Origin of the sequence: Embleya scabrispora (assembly GCF_002024165.1) — a bacterium.
Taxonomy (GTDB): domain Bacteria; phylum Actinomycetota; class Actinomycetes; order Streptomycetales; family Streptomycetaceae; genus Embleya; species Embleya scabrispora_A.
In genome coordinates this window covers 4299089-4326074 of the sequence record NZ_MWQN01000001.1, presented here as the reverse complement: position 1 = coordinate 4326074, position 26986 = coordinate 4299089, and the positions used below count along the sequence as shown (strand labels likewise).

The following is a 26986-nucleotide window of genomic DNA, read 5'->3' as shown; positions in this document are numbered from 1 at the left end:
CCCAAGCCCCGAAAAGCCGACCGACATCCAACACCAGCCAGACAACACACCCAGCCCGACCGGCGCTTGAGGCCAAGAAAGCCAACCAACGCCCGACGTCAGCCAGACGACAAACCGGCCCGGCCCGCGCTAGAGGCGAAAGGCGTCAGCACGACGGAACCTTGCCCCCCGTGTTGAGCGCGTTCAACGCATCGACCGCCCCCGAGAGCGTCTCCACCGGGATCAGCTTCAGCCCCGAACTCCCCACCCTCCCCGCCTCGCCACATTCGCCCTTCGGCAGGATGAACACCGTCGCCCCCGCCCGCTTCGCCGCCAACAGCTTCATCGGCAACCCACCGATCTCGCCGACCTTGCCACTCGTGTCGATCGCCCCCGTGCCGGCGATCGTCCGCCCGCCGGTCAGCTGCCCCTCGGTCATCTTGTCCACGATGCCCAGCGCGAAGAACAGCCCGGCACTCGGCCCGCCGACATCGGACAGGTGCAGCGTGACCTTGACGTCCTCCGGCGACTTGCCCAGATACCGAAGTGCCGCGACCGTCGCACTGTCCTGCGACTTGACCATGTCCTTGACGTTGGTCTCGACGACCTGCTCGACCGATTTGCCGTCCGGGTAGATCGACTTCCGAGGCACCACCGACTCCTCCTCGTCCCACCACGCGGAAAGCAGCGATGCGAGGCGATGCTTCTCGTTCCGACCGCTCGCGTGGATCGTGGTCAGCAACAGGTGCCCGGTCGTCGGGTACACGGCGGCCGGCCCCGAGATCTCGACCACCGGCCGTCCCCCATCGTCCCCGAGCGTGTCGGCGACCGAGCCCGGCGTGATCAGGACGTACGGCATCGGCACCAGGAACGCGAAGCCGAGAAGGCACGCGACAAGGAGCAGAGACACCGGCAGGGTGAGCTTGGTTCGGGCCACGCTTGGCAATTAAACACGGCGCGACTGCCCACGCCGTACCGGACTCGCCTCCCCGACCCCGCGGCCGCCCACAGGTACCGCGCCGGCGCCGCGCCGACCCCGAAGCTACGCCGCGGATACCCGCACGCCGCCCAGTTCGTTGGACAGTTCGGCCGCCGCCTCGGCCACCCGACGCCCCAGGCGTTCGGTGTCCAGGTTGCCGAGCGAGACGATCCCGACGCTCGACTCCACCGCCGCCAGATCCGGCACCGCCGCGGCGATCCCCGGCACCGTGTTCCGACCGTCGCCGGGGGCGTACACATAGGACCTGGGCCCGTCCAGCCCGGCCATCACCCGACGCGCGGCCAGGATCGCCAACCCCGCCGCGCCCGCGTCCAGCGCGTGCCGCGAGCCGACCCGGTAGGCCACGTGGTAGTCGGTCCAGGTGGGTTCGGCCACGGCGACCACGAGGGCCTCCATGCCGTCCACGATGGTCAGGTGCGCGGTGGCCCCGGTCTCCTCGGCGAGCCGACGCAGACACGGCACCGCCGCGTCGCGGACCAGCGGGTGGGCCCGACGGGCCAGTTGCAGCGCACCGAGGCCGAGCTTCGTACGTCCGCTCTCGTCGCGGCGGACCAGGCCGTGTTGCTCAAGGGTGGCGAGAATGCGGTAGACGACGGTGCGGTTGACGCCCAGCGCGGCGGTGATGTCGTACACCGACAAACCGTCCGAGGCATCGGCGAGCAGTTCGAGAACCTTGAGTCCTCGGTCCAGGGTCTGTGACGTCTCGGCGACCACCGGCCCCCCTCCCTTCGCGTGACGTTGCATTTACGTCCAGCGGCGGCGTTCGATCCCCGAACGGAACGCCACATTCGCGAGGCTGTGCGGCGCCAGGTCATGGGGCCAGGACACGTACTCGTCACCATTCGGCGGGCAGGCCGAACGGATTCCCACGCCCACGCAGGACGGTTTCTCCTGTGCGAGGCGTCAGAGGATCACGCTAACCAGAGGGGAAGGCTTTGGCACCGGATATCCGAGATACGGACAGCTAAAATATCAGATGAATCAGGACACAAACCACAAATAAACCAATCCACAACATGCGATCCTCGCCACGTTGCCCGCAAGGCGGTATCCGGGTAGCCCCGTACTCACCAGACGGACACCACGTCCCAACCCCTGAGATCAGACGCAGTGCGTCCCACAGCCCCCGAACCCGTCGGATCACCAAAACCAAAAGAATTCCGACCGCCGCCATGGGCCCGGAATCGCAGGACAGCGCCCGGATCGATCACCTATCGACCAGGCTCGACTCAGCTCAGCGAAGACTCCGACTCGGCACGGGCTCGGGCTCGGGCGAAAACTCCGGTTCGGGCGCGGGCTCGGGCGCGGGCTCGGGCGAAGGCGCGGACTCGGGCCGAGGCTCCGGCTCAGGCAAGGAATCGGACTCGGGCTCGGGCTCACCAACGGCAACGGCAACGGCTCGGACTTGAGCTCATCAACCGCAAGGCCCCGGGCTCACCAACCCCCTCGGCGCGCCACCCATCCCCGGGCTCACCGCCCCCTCAACACGCCACCCGACCCCAAGCTCACCGCCCCGACGTGGCCCACTCCCGGATCTTCCCGATCCGCGCCTCCAACTGCCCCGCCGAGGCCTGGGCCACCGCCGGCCCGCCGCACACCCGCCGCAGCTCGTTGTGGATCTGCCCGTGCGTCTGCCCGGTGCGGTGGTGCCACGCGGCCACCATCGTGTTGAGTTCCTTGCGCATCGCGGTCATCTGACGATGCGTCACCACCGGACGCTGATCGGCCGGCTTCTCCGACAGGTCGGCCTCGTGGTCCGGCCGGCGTCGGCTCTTGGCCACCTGCTTGGCCTGCCGCGATTGCAGCAGCATCTGCACCTGGTCGGGTTCGAGCAGCCCGGGCAGCCCCAGGTACTCCTGCTCCTCCTCGCTGCCCACGTGCGCCTGGAGGCCGAACTCCGCGCCGTCGAACAACACCCGGTCGAACCGGGCCTCGCTCTCCAGGGCCTCGAACGCGAACTCCTCCTGCTGTCCCGGCTCGTCCTTCTGCGCATTGGCCTGGGCGAGGAGGGCGTCCTCCTCGTCGTACATCCCGCCCTCCTTCTTCGGGCGGTCCAACACGTGGTCGCGCTCGATCTCCATCTCGTTCGCATGCTGGAGCAGCGTCGGCACGGAGGGCAGGAACACCGACGCGGTCTCACCACGCCGGCGGGCCCGAACGAAGCGCCCCACGGCCTGGGCGAAGAACAGCGGCGTCGAGATCGTCGTCGCGAACACACCCACCGACAGCCGAGGCACGTCCACCCCCTCGGACACCATCCGCACCGCGACCATCCAGCGCTCCTCGGAGGCGGAGAAGTCCTCGATCTTCTTCGAGGCGCCGGCATCGTCGGAGAGCACCAGCGTCGCGCCCTGACCGGTGATCTCCCGAATCATCCGCGCGTACGCCCGAGCCGACTCGTGGTCGGTGGCGATCACCAGCCCACCCGCGTCCGGGACGGCCTTGCGCACCTCGCCCAGCCGCTTGTCGGCGGCCCGCAACACCTGCGGCATCCACGACCCCTGCGGATCCAGCGCGGTACGCCAGGCCTGACTGATCGCGTCCTTGGTCATCGGCTCGCCGAGCGAGGCCGCGATCTCGTCCCCGGCCTTGGTCCGCCAGCGCAGATCGCCGGAGTAGGACAGGAATATCACCGGCCGCACCACGCCATCCGAAAGCGCGTGGCCGTACCCATAGGTGTAGTCGGCCGACGACCGCCGAATGCCGTCCTTGCCCTCCTCGTACGCCACGAACGGAATCGGGTTGATGTCCGACCGAAACGGCGTACCGGTCAACGCGAGCCGCCTGGTGGCCGGCTCGAACGCCTCCATGCACGCCTCGCCCCACGACTTGCTGTCGCCCGCGTGGTGAATCTCGTCCAGGATCACCAGCGTCTTGCGGTTCTCCACCCGACGCCGATGCAACATCGGATGCACGCCGACACCCGCGTAGGTGACCGCGATGCCGTGATACTCCCGCGAGACCGGCCCCGACGAACTCGAATAATTCGGATCGATCCGCAGCCCTATCCGCGCGGCGGCCTCGGCCCACTGCTTCTTCAGATGCTCGGTCGGCGCCACGATGGTGATCTGATGCACCACATGCGCATCGAGCAACTCGGAGGCGATCCGCAACGCGAACGTGGTCTTCCCGGCACCGGGCGTGGCCACCGCGAGAAAGTCCCGAGGCTGCCGCTCCAAATACCGATCAAGGGCCCCCTGCTGCCAAGCACGCAGCTTGTTCGCCGTACCCCACGGGGCACGGTTCGGAAAGGCCGGGGACAGATGGGACGCGGCTGCGGTACTCACTGCGACGGCTCTGCTCCAGGCTGAGGATCGATCGAGGGCAAGCGTTCAGGCTACCCGACCCCCCGCCGACTTCCCCGGAACACGACCCCACCGTTGCCCGAGAGCCCGACCAGCGTGCCGGTTCCGGGTACGCGGCGCAGCCCCCGCCCGCAATCCCGGCAGGGTTGCCGACACCGCACCGCCCCATTCCGGGAGCGTCGCGACGAAGCCCCCGGATCGACGGCGGCGAACTCGGCCCGGCAGCACTCGAGATGGTCCGGAGCGAGGGTAAAGGTCAACCGAAAATCGGACGACACGCTCATCGCACGAGCCACCGATTCGACTCCCATGAGTTCGTCCACCGTTCGAACGTCCGGGTCGATCGGCACGTCGTGCTCGACAACGCGAAACCCGATCAACTCGACGGTCTCGTTACGACCCGCAACATGCCGGCGGATGGGGATGTCACCGCGTCGATCCGGTGCCAGGCCCGAGCGGGCCCGGATCACGGGTGGGGCGGATCAGGACTTGGGATGCGGCGGGCGAACTCTCGGGGCCAGCACGGCGCCCAGCAGGGCGGTGACGAGCATGATGGCGAAGATCAGGGTGAAGACACCGGCGTCCCTGCCGGTGCCCTCGTGGAGGGCGGCGAAGATGGCACCGGCGAGGCCGACCATAACGATGTTGCCCAGGGTGTCGGCAACCTGGAGGGACGAGGAGTTGGTGCCGGATTCCTCGGGGGTGGACAGGTCGAGGGTGAGGACGCTCACCGATGAGACGGCCAGGCCCATGCCGAGGCCGCCGAAGAACCAGCCCACCGTGACCGTGTAGGGCGACATGCCCGGGACCAGGGCGAGCAGTGCCCCGCCGATCGCGACCGCCACGAGCAGGAAGCCGATCCGGACCAGCCCGGGGCGGCGTTCGCGCGGCGAGCGGCCCTGATACCACGATCCGATCGCCCAGGACAGCGCGCCCACCGTCAGGGTCAGGCCGGCCTGGGTCGGGGACAGGCCGTGTTCGCTGGTCAGCATGAGCGGTACGAAGGACTCGACCGCGAAGAACGCGCCCGCGAGCACGCCCCGGGACAGGATCACCGCCGGCAGTCCGCGCCCCGCGCGCAACGTGCCCCGCGGCAGCAGTCGGGGCACCGTCACGGCCATCAGCGCGAACCCGGCGACCGCGAGCGGTATGCCCACCGCGTCCAGGTTCAGGCCGCCGTACTGCAGCATGCCCGCGCCCACCGAGGCACCACCCGCCGCGCCGAGTCGACGCCGGTTCATCCGCGCGTCCGGGTCCCGCTCGCCCGTCATCCGCTCGAGTTGCGGCAGCATCATCACGATCGGCAACACGACGAGCACCGGGATGGCCAGGAACACCCAGCGCCAGCCGAGGTGATCGGTGACCAGGCCGGACACCGGCGGCCCGACGATCGAGGGCAGCACCCACGCCGCCGAGAACGCCGAGAACACGCGCGGACGCAGCGTGGACGGATACGCCTTTCCGACCACCACGTACAGCGACACGATCACGAGCCCGCCGCCGAGGCCCTGGACGGCCCGGCCGACGACGAACGGCCACATCGACTGTGCGGTACCGGCCAGCACGAGGCCGGCCGCGAACGTCCCGATCCCCCCGAACAGCGGCAGTCGCGGTCCACGAGCGTCGCACCACTCGCCGGAGAGCACCATGGCGAGCAGGCTGCTGGTGAAGAAGGCGGAGAACGCCAGCGCATACAGCGGCACGCCGTGCAGTTCCTTGACCGCCACCGGCATCGCGGTTCCGACGGCCATCGCCTCGAAGGCGATCAGCAGCACGACCGACACGATCCCGAGCGTGAGGTGGCGATAGGGACGGGTCAGTACCCCGGGCTCCCGATCGTCGGACTTCGCGGCGTCCCGGCGCGCGGACTTCGACTCCCCTACGGCTGTCACCGCGACAGCCTAGGCCCTGTCATATCGCCCTACTTATCAATGCAATCGCCCCGCCTTCTCAACCCCGCCGACCGGCGTGCGAACGCGTGCGACCGCCCGTGCGGCGGGCGATGCGGGAGCGGACACGACGGGGGAAGGCGCGGGCCGCCGGGTGTACCGCGATGCGGGCCGGAGGCGCGGTCGGGGTTTGTTCGTGGGGGGTTTCTCCGGGTGGTGTCAGTCCGCCACCACGTCTCGTGGGCGCATGGGGAGGCGGGGGATTTCCAGGCCCGTTGCGTCGCGGACGGCTGCGGCCAGCGCTGCCGGGACCGGGACGACCGCGGCGTCGCCGAGGCCCTTCGCGCCGAAGGGGGCGCCCGGTTGCGGCTCTTCGATCCACGCGGCGACGCGCACCGACGGCACGTCCCACGGCCCGGGCGGCGCCCACACCGCCTCGGCGTCCTCCGTCAGTGCCAGCCCCACCCCCATCGCCACCGAACTCTCCACCCGCACCCGAGCCTGCGCCGGATCCAGCACCCGCCCCGCGTCGTAGGCCCCGGTCACGTCCACCACCCGGATCGTGCCCAACTCCGGATCCAGGTCCACCACCACCCGACACGCCGAAAACGCCACCGCCGGATACGCGTTGCCCTGCCCCGCGTCGTCCAACGGCTCCGTGCTCGGCGCCCGACACGCGCCCGCCGTGGTCACCGTCGCCGTGTCCTCGTACATCACGTCCACCGGCAGGTCGATCAGCCCGTCGTAGGACCGGATCCGCCCGTCGCGCACATCCAGCAACCGCGCCGTCATCCCGTACCGCGCCGCCACCGGCGCCAACAGCCGCTCCCGAATCTCCCGCGCCGCCTGCTCCACCGCCCCCGCGGTCAGCCACGTGTGCCGCCCCACCCCTGGCGCCCCGGCCGTCGGCAGCGCGGTCCCGGCCTGGAGCACGATCGCGTCCGGCACCCCCAGCACCTCGTGGACGATCTGCCGCACCAGGGTCACGAAGCCCTGCCCGACCTCGACCGCCGCGCACGTCACCGTCACCACCCCGCCGTCGAGCCGCACCGTCGCCGTCGACGACTCGTCGGCCCCCTCGATCCCCAGGAGCGGCATCAGCCCGACCGCGTACCCCGTCCCGCGCAACGTCCCCGGCGCGGGCGGCGCCGCCGGCGGCGCGGCCTCGGCCACCGCCCGCAACGCCGCCCCCACCGGCACCGGCCCGTCCAGCACCTGACCCGTCGTCAACATCGTCCCGCTGCTCAGCGCGTTGCGCAGCCGCAGCTCCACCGGGTCCATCCCCAGCGCGTCCGCCAGCTTGTCCATCTGCGCCTCGTGCGCGAAGCACACCTGCACCGCGCCCGGCCCCCGCATCGCCCCGGCCGGCGCGTTGTTGGTCCGCACCGCCCACGCGTCCACCGCCGCGTACGGCACCATGTACGGCCCCGCCGCACACCCGATCAGCCGCCCGACCACCTCCGCCGACACCCCGGCGTACGCGCCGCCGTCCAGGATGATCTGCGCCTCCACCGCGAGCAGCCGGCCGTCCCGGTCCGCCCGATGCGTGTACTTCATCCGCGCCGCGTGCCGATGCCCGCCCGCGCGCAGCGACTCGTCCCGATCGAGCACCGCCTTGACCGGCCGCCCCGTCCGCAGCGCCAACAGCCCCACCACGGTGGTCAGTCCGACGTCCTCGCGGCTGCCCCCGGAGCCGCCCGCGCCGGTGGGCATCAGCCGGACCATGCCGGCGGGCAGCCCCAGACACTCGGCGACCTGATCGCGGTCCGCGTGCGGATACGGCGTGGCCACGTGCAATTCGACCCCGCCGTCGGGCGAGGGCAGCGCGAGCGCCGCGTCGGTGGCCGGATTGGCCTGATACTGCACCGGCACCTCGTACAGCCCTTCGACCACCACCTCCTCCACGGGCGTACCGTCCCGGCGCACCCTGACCGGCCGCCCGTGCCGCAGCGCGATGTGCCGCAGCACGTTCCCGTCCGGATGCAACGGCGGCCCGGCGAAGGCGTGTTCGGGGTCGACGGCCGGCTCCAGCGGCTGGTACGACACGAGCACCGCCGCGGCGCCGGCCCGCGCCGCCTGCAGGGTCTCCGCCGCCACCGCCGCGACCGCCTCCCCGGCGAACCGCACCACGCCGTCGGCCAGTACCGGCCGATCCGCCACGATCGCCCCGTGACACGCCCCCGCGGGCAGGTCGGCGGCGGTGACCACGCCGCGCACCCCCGGCACCGCGTAGGCCGCTCCGGCGTCGACGCCCAGGATCCGCGCGTGCCGGTGCGGCGAGCGCACCAGCACGCACCACAGCAACCCCGGCGCCCACAGGTCGCCGGTGTACGAGAACCGCCCCCGGGCCTTGGCGTCACCGTCGGGACGCGGCGCGGACTCGCCGATCACCGGTTCCGCCCGCTCACTCGGCGCCGCCGGACGGCGGCGCTATCACGTTGAACATCATCGTCGAGTGGGTCTCGCGCGGAACCCGCCGGCGCGCCGCGATCCGCACCGCGTCCACCATCGGATGCGGCCCCGCGCATCGGCACGGATGCCCGTCGAGCGCCCGCCGGATCTCCACCTCGCTCGGCTCCGCCACCCGGGCCAGCAGCGCGCACACCGACGCGACCACACCCGGCACGCAGAACCCGCACTGCACCGCGCCGGCCTCGATCAGCGCGCGCTGTACGCCGGCGGTCTCCGGGTCGTTGTCCAGGTCCTCGATGGTGCGGACCTCACGATCGCCCAGCGTGGCCGCGGCGATCAGGCACGCGGCCACCGCGACCCCGTCCACCTGCACGGTGCAGGTGCCGCATACGCCCTGCCCGCAGCCGTCCTTGGCGCCCGGCAGGCCGAGCCGCTCGCGCAGCACGTACAGCAGGTTCTCGCCGATCCAGGCGTTCTCGATCAGCCGGGCCTCGCCGTTGACCCGCAGCACGTACGACGTCGTCGGGGTCGCGTCGCCCCCGAGGGCGTCCCCGAATCCGGGCCCGCTCATCCGCCGAACGCCCGTTGTACCGCGCGCCGCGCGCACACCGCGACCACGTGCCGCAGATGCGCGCGGGCGGCCCGCTGCTCGGCCTCGGGGCGCACCTCGTCGGCGACGAGCCGGCCGAAGTCGGCCGCGTCGCGCGCGTCCGCGAGCCGCCCGGTGCGCGCGTCCATCCGCCCCGCCAACCACTGCTCGGCCCCGAACGCGCGCACCGGCCCGGGGTGCGCCCCGCCGACCGCGCACCGCACGTCGCCGACCACGGGTCCGGCCACCAGGGCCAGGGTCAGATGGCGGCCCGCGCCCACCGGGGCCTTGACGAACTCCTGCACCCCGCGCAGCAGCGGCACCCGCACGCCGGTGATCAACTCCCCCGGCCGCAAAAGCTGTTCGGCGATCGGACCGGACCGGGGCTCGAGCAGGTGCGGTGCGACCTCGCGCACCCCGCCGGGCGAACGGCACGACACGGTGGCCTCCAGGGCCGCGAGTACGGGCAGCGAGTCGGCGGGCCGGCCGCTCGCGAGGATGTTGCCGCCGAGCGTGCCCATCGCGCGGACCTGCGCGGTGCCCACCTCGTTGGCGGCGGCGGCCAGCGCCGGGACGAGCGCGGCCAGGTCCGCGTCCGCGAGCCGGGCCCAGGTGAGCCCGGCGCCAAGCATGGCGAAACCGTCCTCGTAACCCCATCGCCGCAGGTCGGCGACCTTCGCCAGGCCCACCAGGGCCGACGGTCGCACCAGTTCGGCGTTGACACGGGGCATGAGGTCGGTCCCCCCGGCCACCGGCAGTGCCCGGGGATCGCGCGCGAGGGCGTCCACGGCCTCGTCGAGCGACAACGGCATCAAGATCGTCGCGTCCACAGCGCCGCCCACCCTATTGCCACGCGGCCACGAAACGAGCGGACCCGGCCGAGATTTGAGCCAAGCCGAAACCCCACCCGGTGAACCGGGCCCCGGAACCCAAACACATCGGATGAACAGAGAGTCACATCCCGACCCGACCAGACCGGCGCCACCCACCCGGCCGAGACCACCCACCCACACGACGCACCACGCACCACGCAAAGAGGCGCCGACCGAACCGGCCGACGCCCCCAGCACACCTCAGCGACTGCCGCCGCCACTACCGCTACTGCTTGCCGCCGCTCTTGTCCTTGTCACCCGACCCGCCCGCAGGCATGGTCTCGTAGATCTCCTTGCACATCGGGCAGACCGGGTACTTCTTCGGGTCGCGACCCGGCACCCAGACCTTCCCGCAAAGAGCGATGACCGGGCTCCCGGACATCGCGCTTTCCATGATCTTGTCGCGCTGGACGTAGTGCGCGAAGCGTTCGTGGTCACCGTCGCCGTGGGAGAGCTTCGGCGTCTCCTCGATCAGCGTGCCGGTGCCCGTCCCGTGCTCCGGCTCCGGGAAGCTCTGGGGAGTGGTCATACCCACCAGGATAGCCAGACGCCGGCCGCATCGATCGGCGCGTGCGCACGAGCGCCGAGCACACCGGCGACGCGCCGTCGGCCACACCCACGACCACCCCACCGAGCACACCCACGGCCGGCCCGCCCACCACCCTGGCGACCGCGCTAATTCAACGTCGGGTCCTCCGGGTACGTGGCGACCATGGCCAACTCGCCCACCTGCCGCCGCAGTACCGCCCGCCACAACCGATCCGGCGTCGGCGTGAAGGCGTCCCCCGGCTCGGAGTCGACCACGTACCACGCGCCCGACCGCAGCTCGGTCTCCAACTGCCCGGGACCCCACCCCGCGTAGCCCGCGAAGACCCGCATCGACCCGAAGTCGGCGGCCACCAGCTCCGGCGGCACGTCCAGGTCCACCAGCCCGAGACCGCCGTGCACCCGACGCCACCCCAGCGGCTCCGCGCCGCCCGGTACCGAGGCGATGGCGAGCGCCGAGTCCATCGCGACCGGCCCGCCCTGGAACACCACGGACGGCTCGCTGACGATCTTGGACCAGGGCACGAGCACGTCGTCGACGTCCACCGGGCTGGGTCGGTTGATCACCACGCCGAGGGTGCCGTCCTCGTCGTGCTCCAGGAGGAAGACCACACACCGGTCGAAGTTCGGATCGGCCAGCGCGGGCGTGGCCACGAGCAGGCGTCCGGTGAGCGATACCTCGGTCATAGGGCTCATGATCCCGCAACCGCCGCGTCAGGGTGCGCCGCCCGGCGAGGAAGTCGGCCGGCGAGGGCGAGGCCGGCGCCGATCCCGCACACGTCCGCGAGCACGTCCCACGGATCGCCGCTGCGGTGCGGCAGCAGGAAGTGCTGGACCAGTTCGCTCTCCACCGCGTGCCCCACGAGCAGCGCGCCGAGCGGCAGCGCACCGATTCCGACACGCCGACCCGTCCAGGCAATGGCGGCGAAGGAGAGAAAATGCACGATCTTGTCACGATGTGGAACGAACGGCGCCGGGTCACCCGGACTGCCGGGATTGAACAGGAGGTAGAGATTTACCAGCACCGCCGCCGCGAACGCGCAGTACGCGAGCCTGCCGCCCCATGTTCCCCCGGCCATCCGCACTCCTCGTCCACGGCACGACGCCGCTTTTCCCCGGGTTCCCCGGGCCTCGTCGGCACCACAACCCGCCACGGGACCGGTGCGGATCCGACTACCGTGTAGCGCTGTCGGCCCATCTTCCCTGTCGGTTCCGGCACCCACAGAAGTGCGAGGATTCATGCAAGACGACGTGCTCTTGGTTCACGGCGGTTCCCCGCTGGAAGGCGAGGTTCGGGTCAAGGGGGCCAAGAACCTGGTGCCCAAGGCGATGGTGGCCGCCCTCCTGGGCGAGGCGCCGAGCCGACTGCGCAACGTCCCGGAGATCAGCGACGTGCGCATCGTCAAGGGCCTGCTGCAACTGCACGGCGTGGCGGTGCGCGACGGCGACGAGCCCGGCGAACTGCTGATGGACCCCACCCAGGTGGAACAGGCCAACGTCGCGGACATCGACGCGCACGCCGGCTCCAGCCGGATCCCGATCCTGCTCTGCGGCCCGCTGCTGCACCGCCTCGGCCGCGCGTTCATCCCGGACCTGGGCGGCTGCATGATCGGCGACCGGCCGATCGACTTCCACCTGAGCGTGCTGCGCGAGTTCGGCGCGGTGATCACCAAGCGCCCCGAGGGGCTCTACATCGAGGCGCCCAACGGCCTCGAGGGCGCGAAGGTGCGGCTGCCGTTCCCCAGCGTGGGCGCCACCGAGCAGGTGCTGCTCGCGGCGGTGCGCGCGGAGGGGACCACCGAGTTGTCCAACGCGGCGGTGGAGCCGGAGATCATAGATCTGATCTGCGTGCTCCAGAAGATGGGCGCGATCATCTCGGTCACCACCGACCGGGTGATCCGGATCACGGGCGTCGCCAAGCTCGGCGGCTACGACCACCGCGCCCTGCCGGACCGGCTGGAGGCCGCGTCGTGGGCCTGTGCGGCCCTGGCCACGCACGGTGACATCTACGTCCGCGGCGCCCGCCAGCTGGACATGATGACGTTCCTGAACGTCTTCCGGCAGGTCGGCGGCGCGTTCTCGATCGAGGACGAGGGCATCCGCTTCTGGCACCCGGGCGGGCCGCTCAACGCGATCGCCCTGGAGACCGACGTGCACCCCGGCTTCCAGACCGACTGGCAGCAGCCGCTGGTGGTCGCGCTGACCCAGGCCACGGGGCTGTCGATCGTGCACGAGACGGTGTACGAGCGGCGGCTCGGCTTCACCTCGGCGCTGAACCAGATGGGCGCCACGATCCAGCTCTACAGCGAGTGCCTGGGCGGTACGCCCTGCCGGTTCGGCCAGCGCAACTTCCAGCACTCCGCGGTCATCTCCGGGCCGGCCAAGCTGCACGCCACCGACCTGGACATCCCCGACCTGCGGGCAGGTTTCTCGTACCTGATCGCCGCGCTCGCCGCGGAGGGCACCTCACGGGTCACCGGCATCGACCTGATCGAGCGCGGCTACGAGGACTTCCAGGCCAAGCTGGAGGCGCTGGGCGCCCGCGTGGAGCTGCCGATGCGGGTCGCCGAGAGCGTCGCCTAGCCGTTCGTCGGCCGTTTCCCGCGGCCCCTCGGTGCACGATGGCCCCTTCCCGGGGTCTCAGGGGCCCGAGGAGGGCCGCGCGGGGCCGCTCGGGCCCCACAACGCCGGAAGGGCGGCTTCCCCCGCTGGGGAAGCCGCCCTTCCGGTTTCCACCGGGGCTGCTACGGACTTACTTGCCCGAGGCCGCGGCCTTGAGCTTCGAGCCCGCCGAAACCTTGACGCCGTAGCCGGCGGGGATGTCGATCGGGTCGCCGGTCTGCGGGTTCCGCGCGGTGCGGGCGGCACGGTGGGTGCGCTCGAAGGTGAGGAAGCCCGGGATGGAGACCTTCTCGTCGCCCTTGGCGACGATCTCGCCGACCACGTCGGCGAGCGCGCTCAGTACGGCGTCCGCGTCCTTGCGGGTCACGTCGGCGCGCTCCGCGAGGGCGGCCACCAGCTCACTGCGGTTCATGTGTCACTCCCGTGTCTTGCTGACCTCCGCCGACGACCACGGAACGTGGTCGCAAACGTGGTTCAGTCCAACTCGCTGTTCTTGCCCCGGGGACGAATCCTGCACTCATCCATGCCCGGAAGCTAATCAAGGACACGCCAAATCACTGGGAAAGCCCCGTGATTTCGCGGTTCCGGCAGATTACGGGGCCGTTCGGGGGGCCCCGCAACCGGGATACGGACCGACAGTACGACGATCATCCCGCAGGGTTCTGACGCTCCGCCAACACCGCGTCCCGCACCGCCGCGGCGACCACCGAGGAGACCTCCGGGTGGAAAACGCTCGGGATGATGTAGTTCGGGTTGACTTCGTCGTCGGAGACCACCGACGCCAGCGCCCGCGCGGCCGCGAGCAGCATGTCGTCGCTGATGTGCCGGCTCTGCGCGTCCACGAGGCCGCGGAAGACGCCCGGGAAGACCAGCACGTTGTTGATCTGGTTGGGGAAGTCGCTGCGCCCGGTGGCGACCACCGCGGCGTGCTCCAGGGCCGCCGCCGGGTCCACCTCGGGATCCGGGTTGGCCAGCGCGAACACGATCGAGTCGGCGGCCATCGCGGCGATGTCGGAGCCGTCGAGTACGTTCGGCGCCGACACGCCCACGAAGACGTCCGCGCCGACCACGGCCTCCTTGAGCGTGCCGGTCAGGCCCTGCTCGTTGGTGTGCTCGGCGATCCAGCGCAGGTCCGTGCCCAGGTCCTCGCGCCCGGTGTGCACCACGCCGCGCACGTCCGCGACCACCACGTGGCCCGCGCCCGCGGAGAGGAGCAGCTTGAGGATGGCGGTGCCGGCCGCGCCCGCGCCCGACATGACGATGCGCACGTCCTGGATCTTCTTGCCGACCACCCGCAGCGCGTTGGTGAGCGCCGCGAGCACCACGATCGCGGTGCCGTGCTGGTCGTCGTGGAAGACCGGGATGTCCAGCGTCTCGCGGAGCCGGCGCTCGATCTCGAAGCAGCGCGGCGCGGAGATGTCCTCCAGGTTGATCCCGGCGAAGCCCGGCGCCATCACCTGCACGGCCCGGACGATCTCGTCCGGGTCCTGGGTGTCCAGGCAGATCGGCCACGCGTCGATCCCCGCGAAGCGCTTGAACAGGGCCGCCTTGCCCTCCATGACCGGCAGCGCGGCCTTGGGGCCGATGTTGCCCAGGCCGAGCACCGCGGAGCCGTCGGTGACCACCGCGACGGTGTTGCGCTTGATGGTCAGCCGGCGCGCGTCGTCCGGGTTCTCCGCGATGGCCAGGCACACCCGCGCCACGCCCGGGGTGTAGACCATCGAGAGGTCGTCGCGGTTGCGGATCGGGTGCTTGGACTGCATCTCGATCTTGCCGCCGAGGTGCATCAGGAAGGTGCGGTCCGAGACCTTGCCGAGGGTGACGCCCTCGATCTCGCGGATCGCCTCCACGAGCCGGTCGGCGTGATCGGTCGAGGTAGCGGCGATCGTGACGTCGATCCGCAGGCGCTCGTGGCCGGACGCGGTGACGTCGAGCGCGGTGATCGACCCCCCGGCGGATTCCACCGTGTTGGTGAGCCGACTGACCGACGGACCCCCTGCGGGGACCTCCAGTCGAGCCGTGATCGAGTACGAGGCGCTGGGCGCTGCGGGCATGAACTCTTTCTCCTCCGATCGCTGCGACGCCCGTTTCCCACGACGTCGCATCGCTCCCGATGGTCTCACTTCGTGGACATCGGCGTGCCGGCCGGGGCAGCCGGGGCCCGCCCCTACCCGGACTCCCCGACCACGCAAACTGTGATCCTCGTCCTTCGCCGATCCTCCCGGCCTCGACGGGACGGTCGGTTACGCTGGTCGACGACACCGGCTCGATCCAAGCCCCCGGGCCCAACCATTAGTCCCCACGAGGGACCACTTGCCGAGAGGCGAGCATTGGCGGGTCGGTGTCCTCGACGCAGAAAGCGGCGGCCCCCAGGGGACCGCCGCTTTCGTATGCCGGGACCGCCTCAAACGCCCAGCGCGGCAGAACGAAGCAGAGCCCGGTGTGCGGACACACCGGGCTCTGCTTTCACTGCTTTTCAACAGGGGTGGAGGTGGCGGGAATTGAACCCGCGTCCTACGGTGCGGAACCAGAGCTTCTCCGAGCGCAGTCCACAACGATTTTCTCGGCCCCGGTGTTCACGTGGACAAGACACCGACGGGCCCAGTTACTGTTTTTTGTCCCGAACGACCCCGTAACCGGGTCGGGCGGTGAAGTCCCCTAGATTATGCCAGGGTCCGGGGCGGGGACGCACCCGGTCTGACACCTTCGGATACTCGCTTAGGCAGCGAGGGCGAAGGAATCGCGCTTGGTATCGGCGATTATTTGTTTGCGACATATGGTTAACGAGATCATTGTCGCTTCCTCGGCTCGCTTCCTCTGCTTCGACAGCCGCAGTCGAAACCGATCACCCCCTATTGAATTTTCAAGCAACCACCCGAGGGTGTCCTGCTCGACGGCCCGACTCGCCACGCTTGCTCGAGCCGAACCAGGCACATCGTACGGTCCAACGTCGGACCGGTCCACTTCATTCCCCGCCGGTCACCCTCGCCGCCGGTTCAGTGGCTACGGCCGCGCACGTACTTCGACATCACGCGCTCCGTCTCCCGCCTGTCCTGCTGTTCGCGCAGGGTCTGTCGTTTGTCGTAGTTCTTCTTGCCCTTGGCCAGCGCCAGTTCGAGCTTCGCCCGGCCGTCCTTGAAGTACAGGCTCAGCGGCACCAGCGTGTGGCCCGTCTCCTGGGTCGACTGGACCAGCTTGTCGATCTCGTGCCGGTGCAGCAGCAACTTCCGCTTGCGCCGCGCCGTGTGATTGGTCCACGTGCCCTGGGAGTATTCCGAGATGTGCACGTTGTGCAGCCACACCTCGCCGCCGTCGATGCTCGCGAAGCCGTCCACCAGGGACGCCTTGCCGGCCCGCAGCGACTTGACCTCGGTGCCGGTCAGCACGAGCCCGACCTCGAGGGTGTCCTCGATCAGGTAGTCGTGCCGCGCCTTCTTGTTCTGGGCGATGAGTTTGCGCCCGATCTCTTTCGCCATGATCTCTGTATTCTCGCGCATGGCCGCAAGCCCATTACCCCGACGGGGGCTACATCCACAGGACCGGGTCGACGAAGTCGCCGTCCACCAGCACCTCGAAGTGCAGGTGCGCGCCGGTGGACCAGCCGGTGTTGCCGGAGCGGCCGACCTGGCCGCCCCGGGCCACCCGCTGCCCCTCGCGCACGGTGATCCGGGACAGGTGGTTGTACGTCGTGGTCAGCGCGACGCCGCCGACCCGCCCGTGGGAGAGCACCACGCGGTAGCCGTACGCCGCGTTGTAGCCGGTCTGCACCACCGTGCCCTCGCGGGCGGCGGCCACCGCGGTGCCCTCGGGGACCGCGAAATCGGTGCCGGTGTGCAGCTTCGTGTACTCCAGGATCGGGTGGTAGCGCATCCCGAAGCCCGAGCTGATCGAGCCGCGGACCGGGTAGGACAGCGCGCCGCCCTTGGCCGAGGACGGCTGCGACCCGACCCCGCGGGCGGGCGCGTTGCTGCGGTTGACCAGCTCGGTCAGCCGCTTCTGCTCGGTGCGGATCGCCTCGTAGCGCTGCTGGTCGGCCGCCTTCTCCTCGCGCGCGGTGACCAGCGCGGCCTCGCGCTGCGCGCCGAGCGCGGTCACCCTCGCCGCCGCCTCGGTCGCGGTCTTCTCCAGCGCGACCACCTCGGCCAGGTTCCGCCCGGCCTCGGCGTGCCTGCGCCGGGCCTCCTCGCGGCGCCGCTCCAGCTCGGCCCGGCGGGCCTCCACCGCGTCCCGGGTGCGCTCCAGGCGCGCGATCGTCTCGTGGTCCGTCTGCACCATGCGCCGATAGCTCTCCAGGCTGCTCAGCAGCTCCGCGGGGGTCTGCGCGCGCAGGATCATCGACAACTGCGCCATCTGCCCGCTGCGGTACGCCCGACCCACCAACTGCGCCACGTCGTCGCGCACCGCCTGGGTCGAGGCGGCCACGTCGCGCAACTCGGCCTCCGCGGTCGTCACCGCGGCGTCCGCCAGCTCCACGCCGTGGCTCAGCTCGGCGGTACGGGCCCGCGCCTCGGCCACCTTCGCCCGGGCGGCGTCGGCCGCGGCCCGGGCCCCCGGCGCGGCCGCCTCGGCCTCGGCGTACGCCTTCTCCGCCGCGGACAACCGGGCCAGCGACGCGTCCAGGTCGGCCCGCATGTCCCGGGCCGCCGCGTCGGCGCGCTGCTTCCGGGCCCGCACGTCCCCGTCGCCGTCGCCGTCGGCGTACGCGGGCACGAAACCCACCGCGGCGGCCGTGATCACCACGAGCACCGACAATCCGAGTCGCCTGGTCCGAGTTCTGCGCATGATCACAAGAAACGCGGAACGCACATGAATTGCCACTGAACACACCGGTATGGAAGTAATACGAACCCACACGAAACCCATCCGGCCGCATACAGACGTTCGAGAGCCCCGCCGCGCCGTGGCGCCGCGGGGCTCTCGGGCCGCTCCGGGTAGCCGGTGTCCGGCCGGTGCTCAGACCTTGAGGTACTTCAGCAGGGTGAAGAACGACGCGATCGCCGACATCACCGCGCCGAACACGATCAGCCACGGCAGGGTCATCAACACCGGGCCCCAGCCGATCAGATCGAACGCGCTGAACTGCTGACCGAGCCCCTGTTTCACCCCGAAGTAGAACCCGGCGCTCAACAACCCGGTCGCCATCAGACCGCCCAGCAGCCCGGCGATCGCCGATTCCATGATGAACGGCAATTGGATGTACAGGTTCGACGCGCCGACCAGGCGCATGATCCCGGTTTCCCGCCGGCGGCTGAACGCGGACACCCGGGCGGTATTGACGATCAGCAGGATCGCCACCAGGAGCATGAAGACCATCACCCCGAGCGCCGCCCACTGCGCGTTCTTCAGCAGTTTGAAGAACGGCTCCAGGATCTTGCGCTGGTCCTGGACGGACTGCACACCCGGGCGCCCCTGGAACGCGCTGGCCACCACCTGGTACTTGGTCGGGTCCTTCAATTTGACCCGGAAGGATTCCGGCAGCTGATCGGCGGTCACGCTGCCGGAGATCGGCGATTCCTTGTTCTGCTCCTTGAAGTGCTGGAACGCCTCCTGCTTGGTCTCGTAGTAGGTCTTCTCCACGAGGGGCATCCGGCTGAGTTCCGCGCGGAACCCCTCACGCTGCTCGTTCGAGACCTCGCCGCCCTCACAACCGGGCCCGTGGTCGCTCTTGCCGCACAGGAAGATCGAGACCTCGACCCGGTCGTACCAGAAGTCCTTCATCTCGTTCACCTGAACCCGCAGCAGCAGACCCGCTCCGGCCAGCGTGAGGGACAGCGCGACACTGACGATCACCGCGATCGTCATGGTCAGGTTCCGGCGGAGACCGACTCCGATCTCCGAGAGGACGAACTGGGCGCGCATGATGTCCTAGTCGCTAGGGGCGCGGCCGGACTGCCGCGCCGGGGTGGTCCGGTGGATCAGTGCTGGTAGCCGTACACGCCGCGAGACTGGTCGCGGACGAGTCGGCCCTGCTCCAGCTCGATGACGCGCTTGCGCATCTGGTCCACGATCGCCTGGTCGTGCGTGGCCATCAGGATCGTGGTGCCCGTCCGGTTGATCCGGTCGAGCAGCTTCATGATGCCGACGCTGTTCTGCGGGTCGAGGTTGCCGGTGGGTTCGTCGGCGATCAGGATCATCGGCCGGTTCACGAAGGCCCGGGCGATCGCCACCCGTTGCTGCTCACCACCGGACAGCTCGCCGGGCATGCGCTCTTCCTTGCCGCCCAGCCCCACCAGGTCCAAAACCTCCGGTACCACCTTGCGGATCGTGCCCCGAGGCTTGCCGATCACCTCGAGCGCGAACGCGACGTTCTGGTACACCGTCTTGTTCGGCAGCAGGCGGAAGTCCTGGAAGACCGTGCCCACCTGGCGGCGCAGCGCGGGCACCTTCCAGTTGGACAGTCGGCCGAGGTCCTTGCCCGCCACGAAGATGTTGCCCAGGGACGGCCGCTCCTCCTTGAGGACCAGCCGCAGGAAGGTGGACTTACCCGAGCCCGAGGACCCGACGAGGAAGACGAACTCACCCTTCTCCACTTCGAGGGAGACGTCGTGCAACGCGGGGCGCGGCTGCTTCGGGTAGGTCTTGCTGACGTTGTCGAATCGGATCACGGTTGCATCACGGTGCGCCAGTGTAGGGGGCAGGGCATGCAGCTGGGGGCACAGAGGAGGCCAAGGGACCACACTGTCGGGAGCCGGGCGCCCAGGCTCGAACAGAGTGGTCGTCGGGCATGGCCATTCCGTGAGTGTAAGCGGCACAGTGGAGGCGGACGGGAACTTCCCGCCGCGTCGTGAGCGTTATGCGTATCGATGCGTGATAACGGAGCAATCGAGGCGGAGGAGTCGAGATGACCTTGGACCGCCTGGTGTGTGCGAACTGCGCCGGACTGGTCACGGAGGGTCGTTGCCCGACGTGCCGGGCCAGTCGCGAACGCCTCCGGGGCTCCGGCGGGATCAACCCCGCGATGCTGGCGGCACTCGCCCTGCTCGTCCTGGCGTGTGCGCTGCTGCTGGCCCGCGTGGGCGGCTGAGCCGCCCGAAGCGCGCCGGCCGCCGAGAGAGAGCCCGGCACAGGCCGAGACCGGACACGACGAAGGCCCTGGGTGCCCCCAGGGCCTTCGCGCTGTGCAGCGGTGCTCCGCGGCTTCCGGAACCCGGACCCGCCCTTGCCGGCAGCTGTCCGGCGCGGACCGATCCGAGCGGGCGCCCCGTTCTCGGGCCGGGCACAGGGCCCGACCGCGTACCGCGGGAACCGCCCACCGCCCCCGGTTCCGGGCCGACCGTTTCACAGACGCACTCGCGATGACCGCGGTGCGCCCGGCTCGGAACACCGGGACGGCGGATTCAGTGCCCCGGCACCGCCGCGCCGGGGCACAAGTCTTCGACTCAGGCCGCCTCGGCCTGGCGGCGCCGAAGCCGCGCGGGGAGCACGGTGAAGGTGAAGCCACCGGCCGCCATCGCGGCACCGCCGACGATCAGGAACGCCATGTTGGCGCCGGAACCGGTGTCGGCCAGTTCTTTCTTCGCGGCCTGCTGCGCCGGTGCGGTGTCGCCGCCGCCGAAGTCGCGGACGGGGGCGTTCTGCTGGTCGTTGCCGCTGCTCGTCCGGGTGTTCCCGTCGCCGCCGCAGTTCAGGTCCAGCCCGCCGGAGGCGTGCGTGGCGTCACAGGTGTTGCCACCGGTGCTGCCGCCCGAGTTGCCCTTGCTGGTGTCGCCCGAGCCGCCCGAGTTGCCCTTGGTGCTCCCGGCCGAGGTGCCCGACGACGTGCCCGTCGAGGTGCCCGCGGACGTACCGGTCGAGGTGCCCGTGGAGGTCCCGGCCGACGTGCCCGTCGACGTGCCCGTCGAAGTACCCGACGAGGTGCCCGTCGAGGTACCGGTGGACGTCCCCGTCGACGTACCGGCCGAAGTGCCGGTCGAGGTCCCCGTCGACGTACCGGTCGAGGTGCCGGTGGACGTGCCCGCCGAGGTACCGGTCGAGGTACCCGTGGACGTACCGGTCGACGTACCGGTGGAGGTGCCCGTCGAGGTCCCCGTGGACGTGCCGGTCGAGGTACCCGCGGAGGTGCCCGTGGACGTCCCCGTCGACGTACCGGTCGAGGTACCCGTCGACGTGCCGGTGGAGGTCCCCGTCGAGGTGCCGGTGGACGTGCCCGCCGAGGTACCGGTCGAGGTACCCGTGGACGTACCGGTCGACGTACCGGTGGAGGTGCCCGTCGACGTGCCCGTGGACGTACCGGTCGACGTACCCGTCGAGGCGCCGCCGGGGCCGCCCGGGCACGTGTGCGTCTGCTCGCACCCGTCGTCCGGACCGCCGTCCGTCGCGCTCGCCACACCGGCGACCGCGAAGGACGCGCCCGCCGCGAACAGCGCGGCGGCGGCTATCCGAGCCGTCCGGACGCGCATTTTGGTTGACATCAATTAACCCCAGTTGGATGAGATCCCCGTATCCGCGCCGGCGCGGGTGGGGTCCCAAACGCCGTTGGGCATCACCCGACGCGCGTCCGTGCCATCTGTCGATGCGCCTCGGACTCCCCTTGATCGGATGCGTCGCGGTAATGCCGCTGTTCAGACTGGTAACCGGGCGGATGCCGCGTCAAGGGCGTTCGGAGAGGGTTGCGGGGGTTAATTCCGATTCGCCGCGAAAATCGGCACGAAAGCGCAACGCCACACGGCCCGGAACCCCCGCCGAATCGTGGGGGCCCCGGGCCGTGAAATCGACTTGTTCACCGGAATTTCCGGCGGCCGGCCGCGGCTACGCGGCGGCGGTCTGCTGGGTTTTGCGCCAGCGGATACCGGCCTCGATGAAGCCGTCGATCTCGCCGTCGAGCACCGACTGCGGATTGCCGACCTCGAATTCGGTGCGCAGGTCCTTGACCATCTGGTACGGGTGCAGGACGTAGGAGCGCATCTGGTTGCCCCAGGACGAGCCCTCGCCCTTGAGCGCGTTCATCCGGGCCTGCTCCTCCTGGCGCTGGCGCTCCAGCAGCTTGGCGGAGAGCACGGCCATCGCGGAGGCGCGGTTCTGGATCTGCGAGCGCTCGTTCTGGCAGGACACCACGATGCCGGTCGGGATGTGCGTGATCCGCACCGCCGAGTCGGTGGTGTTGACGCCCTGGCCGCCGGGACCGGACGAACGGTAGACGTCGACCCGCAGTTCGGACTCGTCGATGTCGACCCGGTCGCTCTGCTCGACCACCGGCAACACCTCGACCCCCGCGAACGAGGTCTGTCGCCGGCCCTGGTTGTCGAACGGGGAGATGCGCACCAGGCGGTGCGTGCCCTGCTCGACGGACAGCGTGCCGTAGGCATAGGGCACCTTGACCGCGAAGGTGGCCGACTTGATGCCGGCCTCCTCCGCGTAGGAGGTGTCGTAGACCTCGGTCGGGTAGCCGTGCCGCTCGGCCCAGCGGGTGTACATCCGCAGCAACATCTCGGCGAAGTCGGCGGCGTCCACACCGCCGGCCTCGGAGCGGATGGTCACCAGCGCCTCGCGCGCGTCGTATTCGCCGGACAGCAGCGTGCGGACCTCGAGTTCGCCGACCGCCTTGTGCACCGACGCCAGCTCGCTCTCGGCCTCGGCGCGGGTGTCCGCGTCGTCCTCGCCCTCGGCCAGCTCGAACAGGACGTTCACGTCGTCGATCCGGCGGCGCAGGTCCTCGACCCGGCGCAGTTCGCCCTGGAGGAACGACAGCCGGCTGGTCACCTTCTGCGCGGCCTCGGGGTCGTCCCACAGATCCGGCGCCGCCGCCTTCTCGTTGAGAGCGGCCACGTCGGCCCGCATCTTGTCGAGGTCGAGGACGGCCTCGATCGACCCCATGGTCGACTCGACGGACTTGAGCTCTTCGGAAGGATCAACGGCAGCCACGCACCCATCCTAAGTGGACGGCGGCCCGACTCGGGACTCAGCCCGCGTCGGGGGTCGACGCGGCGGCCTGCAGGCGGCCGTTGTCGGCGCGGACGTACACGTCGACCCGGTCGGCGCCGACGGCCGCCGCGGCGGGGGCGTCGGCGCTGGCGGTGTTCGGGTCGACCGGCCGCCAGCCGCCCTCGCCGGGCACCGCGCCGAGCAGTCGCCCGTTGCCGTCGCGGGCCAGTACGACCAGGCCGCGGACCTGGCTCCAGGCGGCGGCCGGGCGCGCCGACGCGGCGAGGTTGACCCGCTCCGGCTCGCGCCAGGTGCCGTCGACGCTGGGAATGTGCAGCACCGCGTGGTCGCCCGCGCGCACCACGAAGGCGTCCAGCGTGCCGGGGCCGCTCGCGGTCAGCGCGGGCGCCGCCTCGATCCGGCCGGCGCTGGGCACCGTGGTGAAGCCGCTCCAGCCGCCGCCGGTGAGCGACCCGGCGGCCAGGCCGTCGCTCGCGGTGCGGGCCACGATGTCGATCCGGTCGCCGGTGGCCACCGCCGCGGGCGCGCCCGTGAGCTTGGTCTTGGCGTCGGTCCTGGTCCACTCGCCGAAGCGGCCGTCGGCGAACGTGGCGCGATACAGCAGTTTGTCGCTCGCGCCGACGGCGAACACGTCCATCCGACCGGGTCCGGTGGCCACCGCCGCGGGGTCGTCGGTGGTGCGGAAGGTGGGCAGCCTGCGCCATTCGCCCCAGCGCGCGCCGTCGCCGACGACGTACCAGAGCCCGCCGTCGCCGTCGCGCTGCACGAGGTAGCTGCGGTCCGCGTCGACCCGGGCCGCGGCGGGGCCGCCCTGGAGCAGCACGGGCGCGGCGGGCAGCGGTGCGAACGCGGCCCACGCGTAGCTGCCGGGGGCCCGCTGCGGCGACGGTCCTTCGGAGCCGCGGGCCGGTCCGGGCGCGGTGTCGGTGGGCGACCCGGAGCTTTGTCCGGCGGGGCGGGCCGGGTCGTCGTCGTCCTTGCCCAACCACATCGCGCCCGCGCCGATCACGACCACGGCCAGCACGCCGCCGAGCACCGCGACCCACCGGCGCCGGCCGCCGCGCGCCGGTTTGCCGCGCCGGTGCGACTGCACCGGGACCGCCTCCTCGAACACCGGGCGGGTCAGGTTGGTATGCGTGTCCCGGCTGCCGTCGGCGGCCTCGGAGATGCCGGAGACCAGCGGGACCACGCCGGCCGGGCGCGGCACGGGGGTGTCCTGGCGGCCCGCGGTGCCGTTGGGGTCGGGGACGTCGAACGCGGGCAGGCCGATCAGCGCGGGCAGCGCCGAGCGCAGCCGCTCGCCGAACTCGCGGGCGGTCAGCCGCGCGGCGGGCGCCTTGGACAGGCAGGACGCGAGCACCGCGGCGAGCGGGTCGGGCAGCCCGGGGATGCCGGGCACCGGTTCGGTGACGTGGCGGCGCAGCACCGCGCCGGGGTGTCCGCCGCCGAACGGCGTCCAGCCGGTGAGCAGTTCGTACAGGACGGTGGCCAGCGCGTACACGTCCACCGCGGCCGTCGGCTGCAGGCCCTCGATGATCTCGGGGGCCAGGTAGTCGGGCGTGCCGATGATCCGGGTGGCCCGGGTGCGGCGCGGCGCGTCGACCAGGCGCGCGATGCCGAAGTCGGTGAGTCGGGCCCGGGAGACCCCGCCCGAGGTGTCGATCAGGATGTTCTCGGGCTTGACGTCGCGGTGGATCACCCCTTCCGCGTGTGCGGCGGACAGGCCGTCGGCGACGTCGGCGACGATCGCGGCGGCCAGGCGCGGGGTGAGCACCCGTTCGCGCTCCAGCCGGGCCCGCAGGTCGGGGCCGATCACCAGGTCCATCACCAGGGCGAGGTCGGTGCCGTCGACGACCAGGTCGTGCACGCCCACGATGTTGGGGTGGTCGAGACTGGTCAGCGCGGTGCGCTCCTGTACGAAGCGGGCGACCAACACCTGGTCGGACGCGAGGTCTTCGCGCAGCAGCTTGATCGCGACGGGTCCCTCGGGGCCCTCGCCCTGCCAGACGGTCCCGCTGGCGCCGCGCCCGAGCACCTTCAGGGCGACGTATCGGCTACCGATCTTGCGTGCCAAAGCAGCTCCGTGGACCCAGCGAGCGTGGTGCTCACAGCGGACTTCCCCGACCGCACCCTACGCGGCCGGCCCCCGAATCCGGGGACCGTCGGACAGGACGGCGTGTACGAGGTCGTCCTCGACGCGGGCGACCGGGGGATGACTTCGCGTCAGTTCTTGCCGCCACCGCCGCTGCCGTCGCCCTTGTCGCCGCCGTCGTTGCCGGTGACGAAGTCCTTGACGTCGTCGTACCAGCCTCGAACGGTATCGAAGGTGTCGATCGCGGAGTTCACCCAGTCGTGCAGCGGGCTGAACCAGTAGACGGCGAACAGGACCGCGGCGATGATGACCAGCCGCAGCAGACAGCCGATGGTGCAGCCCACGCCGGGAATGCTGGTGAGCCGGAACCGCCGCCGGCGCGGCTCGCGTTCGCGGCGATCGCGCGGCTCGCGCTCCCTGGGCTCCTCCGGCTCGCGCACCGCGCGCGGTCGGCGTCGGGGCTCGCGTTCGGCCGCCTCGTCGCGGCGGTAGCGCGACGGGGGCGGTGGGGGCGGCGGCGGGCCGGGGTCGGCCTGCGCCGGCGGGCCGGGCCGGCTGTGCTGCACCGGCTCGGCGTAGGCGGGCGGCGGGTGGTGCGGGGCCTGCTGCGCCGGTTGTGGCCGTGTGGGCGGCGGTTGCTGCGGTTGCGGGTAGCCGGGCGGCTGCGTGCTCATCACCCGGGTGGCGTTCGGCGACGCGGGCGGTGCCGGCGGCGTCGGCGGCGGAGTGGTCGGCGCGCTCGGGTAGCCGGCCCGGGTCTGCGGGAGCGCGCGGGTGGCGTCGGCGGCCCCGCCGCCGGCTCGGGCGCCGAACGCGCTCGCGGCCAGCACCTGTGCGATCGAGCCGTCGTCGGGCCGCGCGCCGGAGACCACGTCGGCGGCCATCCGCAACGCGCGGCCGAGGCCCGCCGCGTCGGGCCGCACCTCGGGTTGTTTGGCCAGGCAGCGCTCGGTGATCAGCCAGTAGGCGTCGGGCATTCCCGCCGGCCGCGCCGGCAGCTCGGTCAGGTGGTGGTGCAGCAGCGCGATCGGGTTGGTGTCGCGGAACGGCGGGTGTCCGGCGACCAGTTCGTAGAGCACCACGCCCGCCGCGTAGACGTCCACGGCGGGGGTGAGCGGGCGGCCCTCGGCGGTCTCCGGGGCCACGTAGCTGGGGGTGCCGACGAGTTCGTGGGTGCGGGTGAGCGCGGGCGAGTCGGCGAGCCGGGCGATGCCGAAGTCGGTCAGCATCGGGTAGAGCGAGTCGCCGTTGCGGGCCAGCATGATGTTGGCCGGTTTGAGGTCGCGGTGTATCACCCCGTCGGCGTGTGTCACGCTCAACGCGTCGCAGATCTGAGCCATCGTCAGCGCTGCGGGGGCGGCCGGGAGCGGGCCGTTCTCGCGCAGGTAGGTGCGCAGGTCGGGACCGTCGATCAGGTCCATCACGAGGGCGAGCGTCTCGCCCTCGACGACGAGGTCGCGCACGTGTACGAGGTTGGGGTGGCGCAGGTTGAGCAGCAGCGAGCGCTCGCGCAGGAAGCGGGTGACCACGTCCGGGTCGGTACCCAACTCCTCGCGCAGCACCTTGACCGCGACCACCTCGCCGGAGTCGCGCACGCTCGCGCGCCAGACGGTGCCACTGGCTCCGCGCCCCAGGGTCTCCTGGAGCAGATACTTGCTGCCGACCGGCCGGTCCACGCCGCTCCCCACTGTCCTGTCCGCCACCTGGGCGGTGGTGCCGGGTTGCCTCCCACCCTAGGTGGTACTCGGGTAGGGACGCATCGATCGCAGGTACGGTTCGGCCGCCGGGGTCGAACCTC

General features: G+C 71.2%; 22 protein-coding genes and 1 other RNA gene. 3 read left to right on the top strand and 20 right to left on the bottom strand.

Annotation, left to right across the window (positions count from 1 at the left end):
• Positions 1-145: 145 nt before the first annotated feature.
• From B4N89_RS19085 to B4N89_RS19035, 10 genes are all read right to left on the bottom strand, one after another.
• The gene (locus B4N89_RS19085) at positions 146-916 is read right to left on the bottom strand and encodes a YlbL family protein (RefSeq protein WP_078977046.1); all 771 of its coding nucleotides are present in this window, start codon (positions 914-916) and stop codon (positions 146-148) included.
• A gap of 105 nt (positions 917-1021) precedes the next feature.
• Entirely contained in the window at positions 1022-1693 is a 672-nt protein-coding gene (locus B4N89_RS19080; protein WP_078979460.1) for an IclR family transcriptional regulator, read from the bottom strand.
• Positions 1694-2484: 791 nt separating this feature from the next.
• Complete coding sequence (locus B4N89_RS19070; protein WP_078977045.1) at positions 2485-4266, bottom strand: DEAD/DEAH box helicase; 1782 nt, start codon at positions 4264-4266, stop codon at positions 2485-2487.
• Positions 4267-4766: 500 nt separating this feature from the next.
• Positions 4767-6176, bottom strand: coding sequence for an MFS transporter (locus B4N89_RS19065; protein ID WP_078977044.1), 1410 nt, complete (start codon positions 6174-6176; stop codon positions 4767-4769).
• Between the two features lie 216 nt (positions 6177-6392).
• The gene (locus B4N89_RS19060; RefSeq protein WP_235618690.1) at positions 6393-8564 is read right to left on the bottom strand and encodes a xanthine dehydrogenase family protein molybdopterin-binding subunit; all 2172 of its coding nucleotides are present in this window, start codon (positions 8562-8564) and stop codon (positions 6393-6395) included.
• 13 nt (positions 8565-8577) lie between these two features.
• Positions 8578-9156, bottom strand: coding sequence for a (2Fe-2S)-binding protein (locus tag B4N89_RS19055; protein ID WP_078977043.1), 579 nt, complete (start codon positions 9154-9156; stop codon positions 8578-8580).
• Entirely contained in the window at positions 9153-10004 is an 852-nt protein-coding gene (locus B4N89_RS19050) for an FAD binding domain-containing protein (protein ID WP_235618689.1), read from the bottom strand. The genes B4N89_RS19055 and B4N89_RS19050 overlap by 4 nt, the downstream gene beginning before the upstream one ends.
• A gap of 268 nt (positions 10005-10272) precedes the next feature.
• Complete coding sequence (locus tag B4N89_RS19045; RefSeq protein WP_078977042.1) at positions 10273-10575, bottom strand: DUF3039 domain-containing protein; 303 nt, start codon at positions 10573-10575, stop codon at positions 10273-10275.
• A gap of 146 nt (positions 10576-10721) precedes the next feature.
• On the bottom strand, positions 10722-11279 hold the full coding sequence (locus B4N89_RS19040; RefSeq protein ID WP_078977041.1) for a YqgE/AlgH family protein: 558 nt from the start codon (positions 11277-11279) through the stop codon (positions 10722-10724).
• Positions 11280-11284: 5 nt separating this feature from the next.
• Positions 11285-11671 carry a hypothetical protein gene (locus B4N89_RS19035; protein WP_201260861.1) on the bottom strand — a complete coding sequence of 129 codons (387 nt, stop codon included), beginning with the start codon at positions 11669-11671 and terminating at the stop codon, positions 11285-11287.
• A 160-nt stretch (positions 11672-11831) separates the two neighbouring features.
• On the opposite strand from B4N89_RS19035, the gene murA reads away from it, so the two are divergent.
• Complete coding sequence (gene murA, locus B4N89_RS19030) at positions 11832-13175, top strand: UDP-N-acetylglucosamine 1-carboxyvinyltransferase (protein WP_078977040.1); 1344 nt, start codon at positions 11832-11834, stop codon at positions 13173-13175.
• 169 nt (positions 13176-13344) lie between these two features.
• Here the strand turns inward: murA and B4N89_RS19025 are convergent, their stop codons facing one another.
• The 7 genes from B4N89_RS19025 to ftsE all read right to left on the bottom strand — a co-directional run bounded on the left by B4N89_RS19025 (position 13345) and on the right by ftsE (position 19819).
• Positions 13345-13626 carry an HU family DNA-binding protein gene (locus tag B4N89_RS19025; RefSeq protein ID WP_020553331.1) on the bottom strand — a complete coding sequence of 94 codons (282 nt, stop codon included), beginning with the start codon at positions 13624-13626 and terminating at the stop codon, positions 13345-13347.
• Positions 13627-13861: 235 nt separating this feature from the next.
• Positions 13862-15268, bottom strand: coding sequence for an NAD-dependent malic enzyme (locus B4N89_RS19020; RefSeq protein WP_078977039.1), 1407 nt, complete (start codon positions 15266-15268; stop codon positions 13862-13864).
• 429 nt (positions 15269-15697) lie between these two features.
• Positions 15698-16067: a transfer-messenger RNA gene (gene ssrA / locus B4N89_RS19015) on the bottom strand.
• 143 nt (positions 16068-16210) lie between these two features.
• A complete protein-coding gene (gene smpB, locus B4N89_RS19010; RefSeq protein ID WP_078979457.1) occupies positions 16211-16690 on the bottom strand; it encodes an SsrA-binding protein SmpB in 480 nt (159 codons plus the stop codon).
• A 49-nt stretch (positions 16691-16739) separates the two neighbouring features.
• Positions 16740-17996, bottom strand: coding sequence for a M23 family metallopeptidase (locus B4N89_RS19005; protein WP_143658020.1), 1257 nt, complete (start codon positions 17994-17996; stop codon positions 16740-16742).
• Positions 17997-18167: 171 nt separating this feature from the next.
• On the bottom strand, positions 18168-19073 hold the full coding sequence (gene ftsX, locus B4N89_RS19000; RefSeq protein ID WP_078977037.1) for a permease-like cell division protein FtsX: 906 nt from the start codon (positions 19071-19073) through the stop codon (positions 18168-18170).
• 56 nt (positions 19074-19129) lie between these two features.
• A complete protein-coding gene (gene ftsE, locus B4N89_RS18995; RefSeq protein ID WP_078977036.1) occupies positions 19130-19819 on the bottom strand; it encodes a cell division ATP-binding protein FtsE in 690 nt (229 codons plus the stop codon).
• A gap of 236 nt (positions 19820-20055) precedes the next feature.
• Here ftsE and B4N89_RS18990 point away from each other — a divergent pair, with 236 nt between their 5' ends.
• Complete coding sequence (locus B4N89_RS18990) at positions 20056-20238, top strand: hypothetical protein (protein ID WP_078977035.1); 183 nt, start codon at positions 20056-20058, stop codon at positions 20236-20238.
• 473 nt (positions 20239-20711) lie between these two features.
• Positions 20712-21632: a hypothetical protein gene (locus B4N89_RS47740; protein ID WP_143658019.1), complete on the top strand. Its 921-nt coding sequence runs from the start codon at positions 20712-20714 to the stop codon at positions 21630-21632.
• Between the two features lie 330 nt (positions 21633-21962).
• Here B4N89_RS47740 and prfB read toward each other — a convergent pair whose 3' ends face one another.
• The 3 genes from prfB to B4N89_RS18970 all read right to left on the bottom strand — a co-directional run bounded on the left by prfB (position 21963) and on the right by B4N89_RS18970 (position 26891).
• Entirely contained in the window at positions 21963-23075 is a 1113-nt protein-coding gene (prfB, locus tag B4N89_RS18980; protein ID WP_078977034.1) for a peptide chain release factor 2, read from the bottom strand.
• Between the two features lie 37 nt (positions 23076-23112).
• Entirely contained in the window at positions 23113-25170 is a 2058-nt protein-coding gene (locus B4N89_RS53370; protein WP_078977033.1) for a protein kinase domain-containing protein, read from the bottom strand.
• 149 nt (positions 25171-25319) lie between these two features.
• Complete coding sequence (locus B4N89_RS18970; RefSeq protein ID WP_235618688.1) at positions 25320-26891, bottom strand: serine/threonine-protein kinase; 1572 nt, start codon at positions 26889-26891, stop codon at positions 25320-25322.
• Between the last annotated feature and the right edge of the window lie 95 nt (positions 26892-26986).

Bases quoted from the DNA above. Each gene is read 5' to 3' on its own strand.
- B4N89_RS19045 (WP_078977042.1), bottom strand. From the start codon at position 10,575: ATGACCACTCCCCAGAGCTTCCCGGAGCCGGAGCACGGGACGGGCACC.
- B4N89_RS19040 (WP_078977041.1), bottom strand. From the start codon at position 11,279: ATGACCGAGGTATCGCTCACCGGACGCCTGCTCGTGGCCACGCCCGCG.
- B4N89_RS18990 (WP_078977035.1), top strand. From the start codon at position 20,056: ATGACCTTGGACCGCCTGGTGTGTGCGAACTGCGCCGGACTGGTCACG.
- B4N89_RS19020 (WP_078977039.1), bottom strand. From the start codon at position 15,268: ATGCCCGCAGCGCCCAGCGCCTCGTACTCGATCACGGCTCGACTGGAG.
- B4N89_RS19005 (WP_143658020.1), bottom strand. From the start codon at position 17,996: ATGCGCAGAACTCGGACCAGGCGACTCGGATTGTCGGTGCTCGTGGTG.
- smpB (WP_078979457.1), bottom strand. From the start codon at position 16,690: ATGGCGAAAGAGATCGGGCGCAAACTCATCGCCCAGAACAAGAAGGCG.
- B4N89_RS19025 (WP_020553331.1), bottom strand. From the start codon at position 13,626: ATGAACCGCAGTGAGCTGGTGGCCGCCCTCGCGGAGCGCGCCGACGTG.
- ftsX (WP_078977037.1), bottom strand. From the start codon at position 19,073: ATGCGCGCCCAGTTCGTCCTCTCGGAGATCGGAGTCGGTCTCCGCCGG.
- B4N89_RS19055 (WP_078977043.1), bottom strand. From the start codon at position 9,156: ATGAGCGGGCCCGGATTCGGGGACGCCCTCGGGGGCGACGCGACCCCG.
- B4N89_RS19035 (WP_201260861.1), bottom strand. From the start codon at position 11,671: ATGGCCGGGGGAACATGGGGCGGCAGGCTCGCGTACTGCGCGTTCGCG.
- murA (WP_078977040.1), top strand. From the start codon at position 11,832: ATGCAAGACGACGTGCTCTTGGTTCACGGCGGTTCCCCGCTGGAAGGC.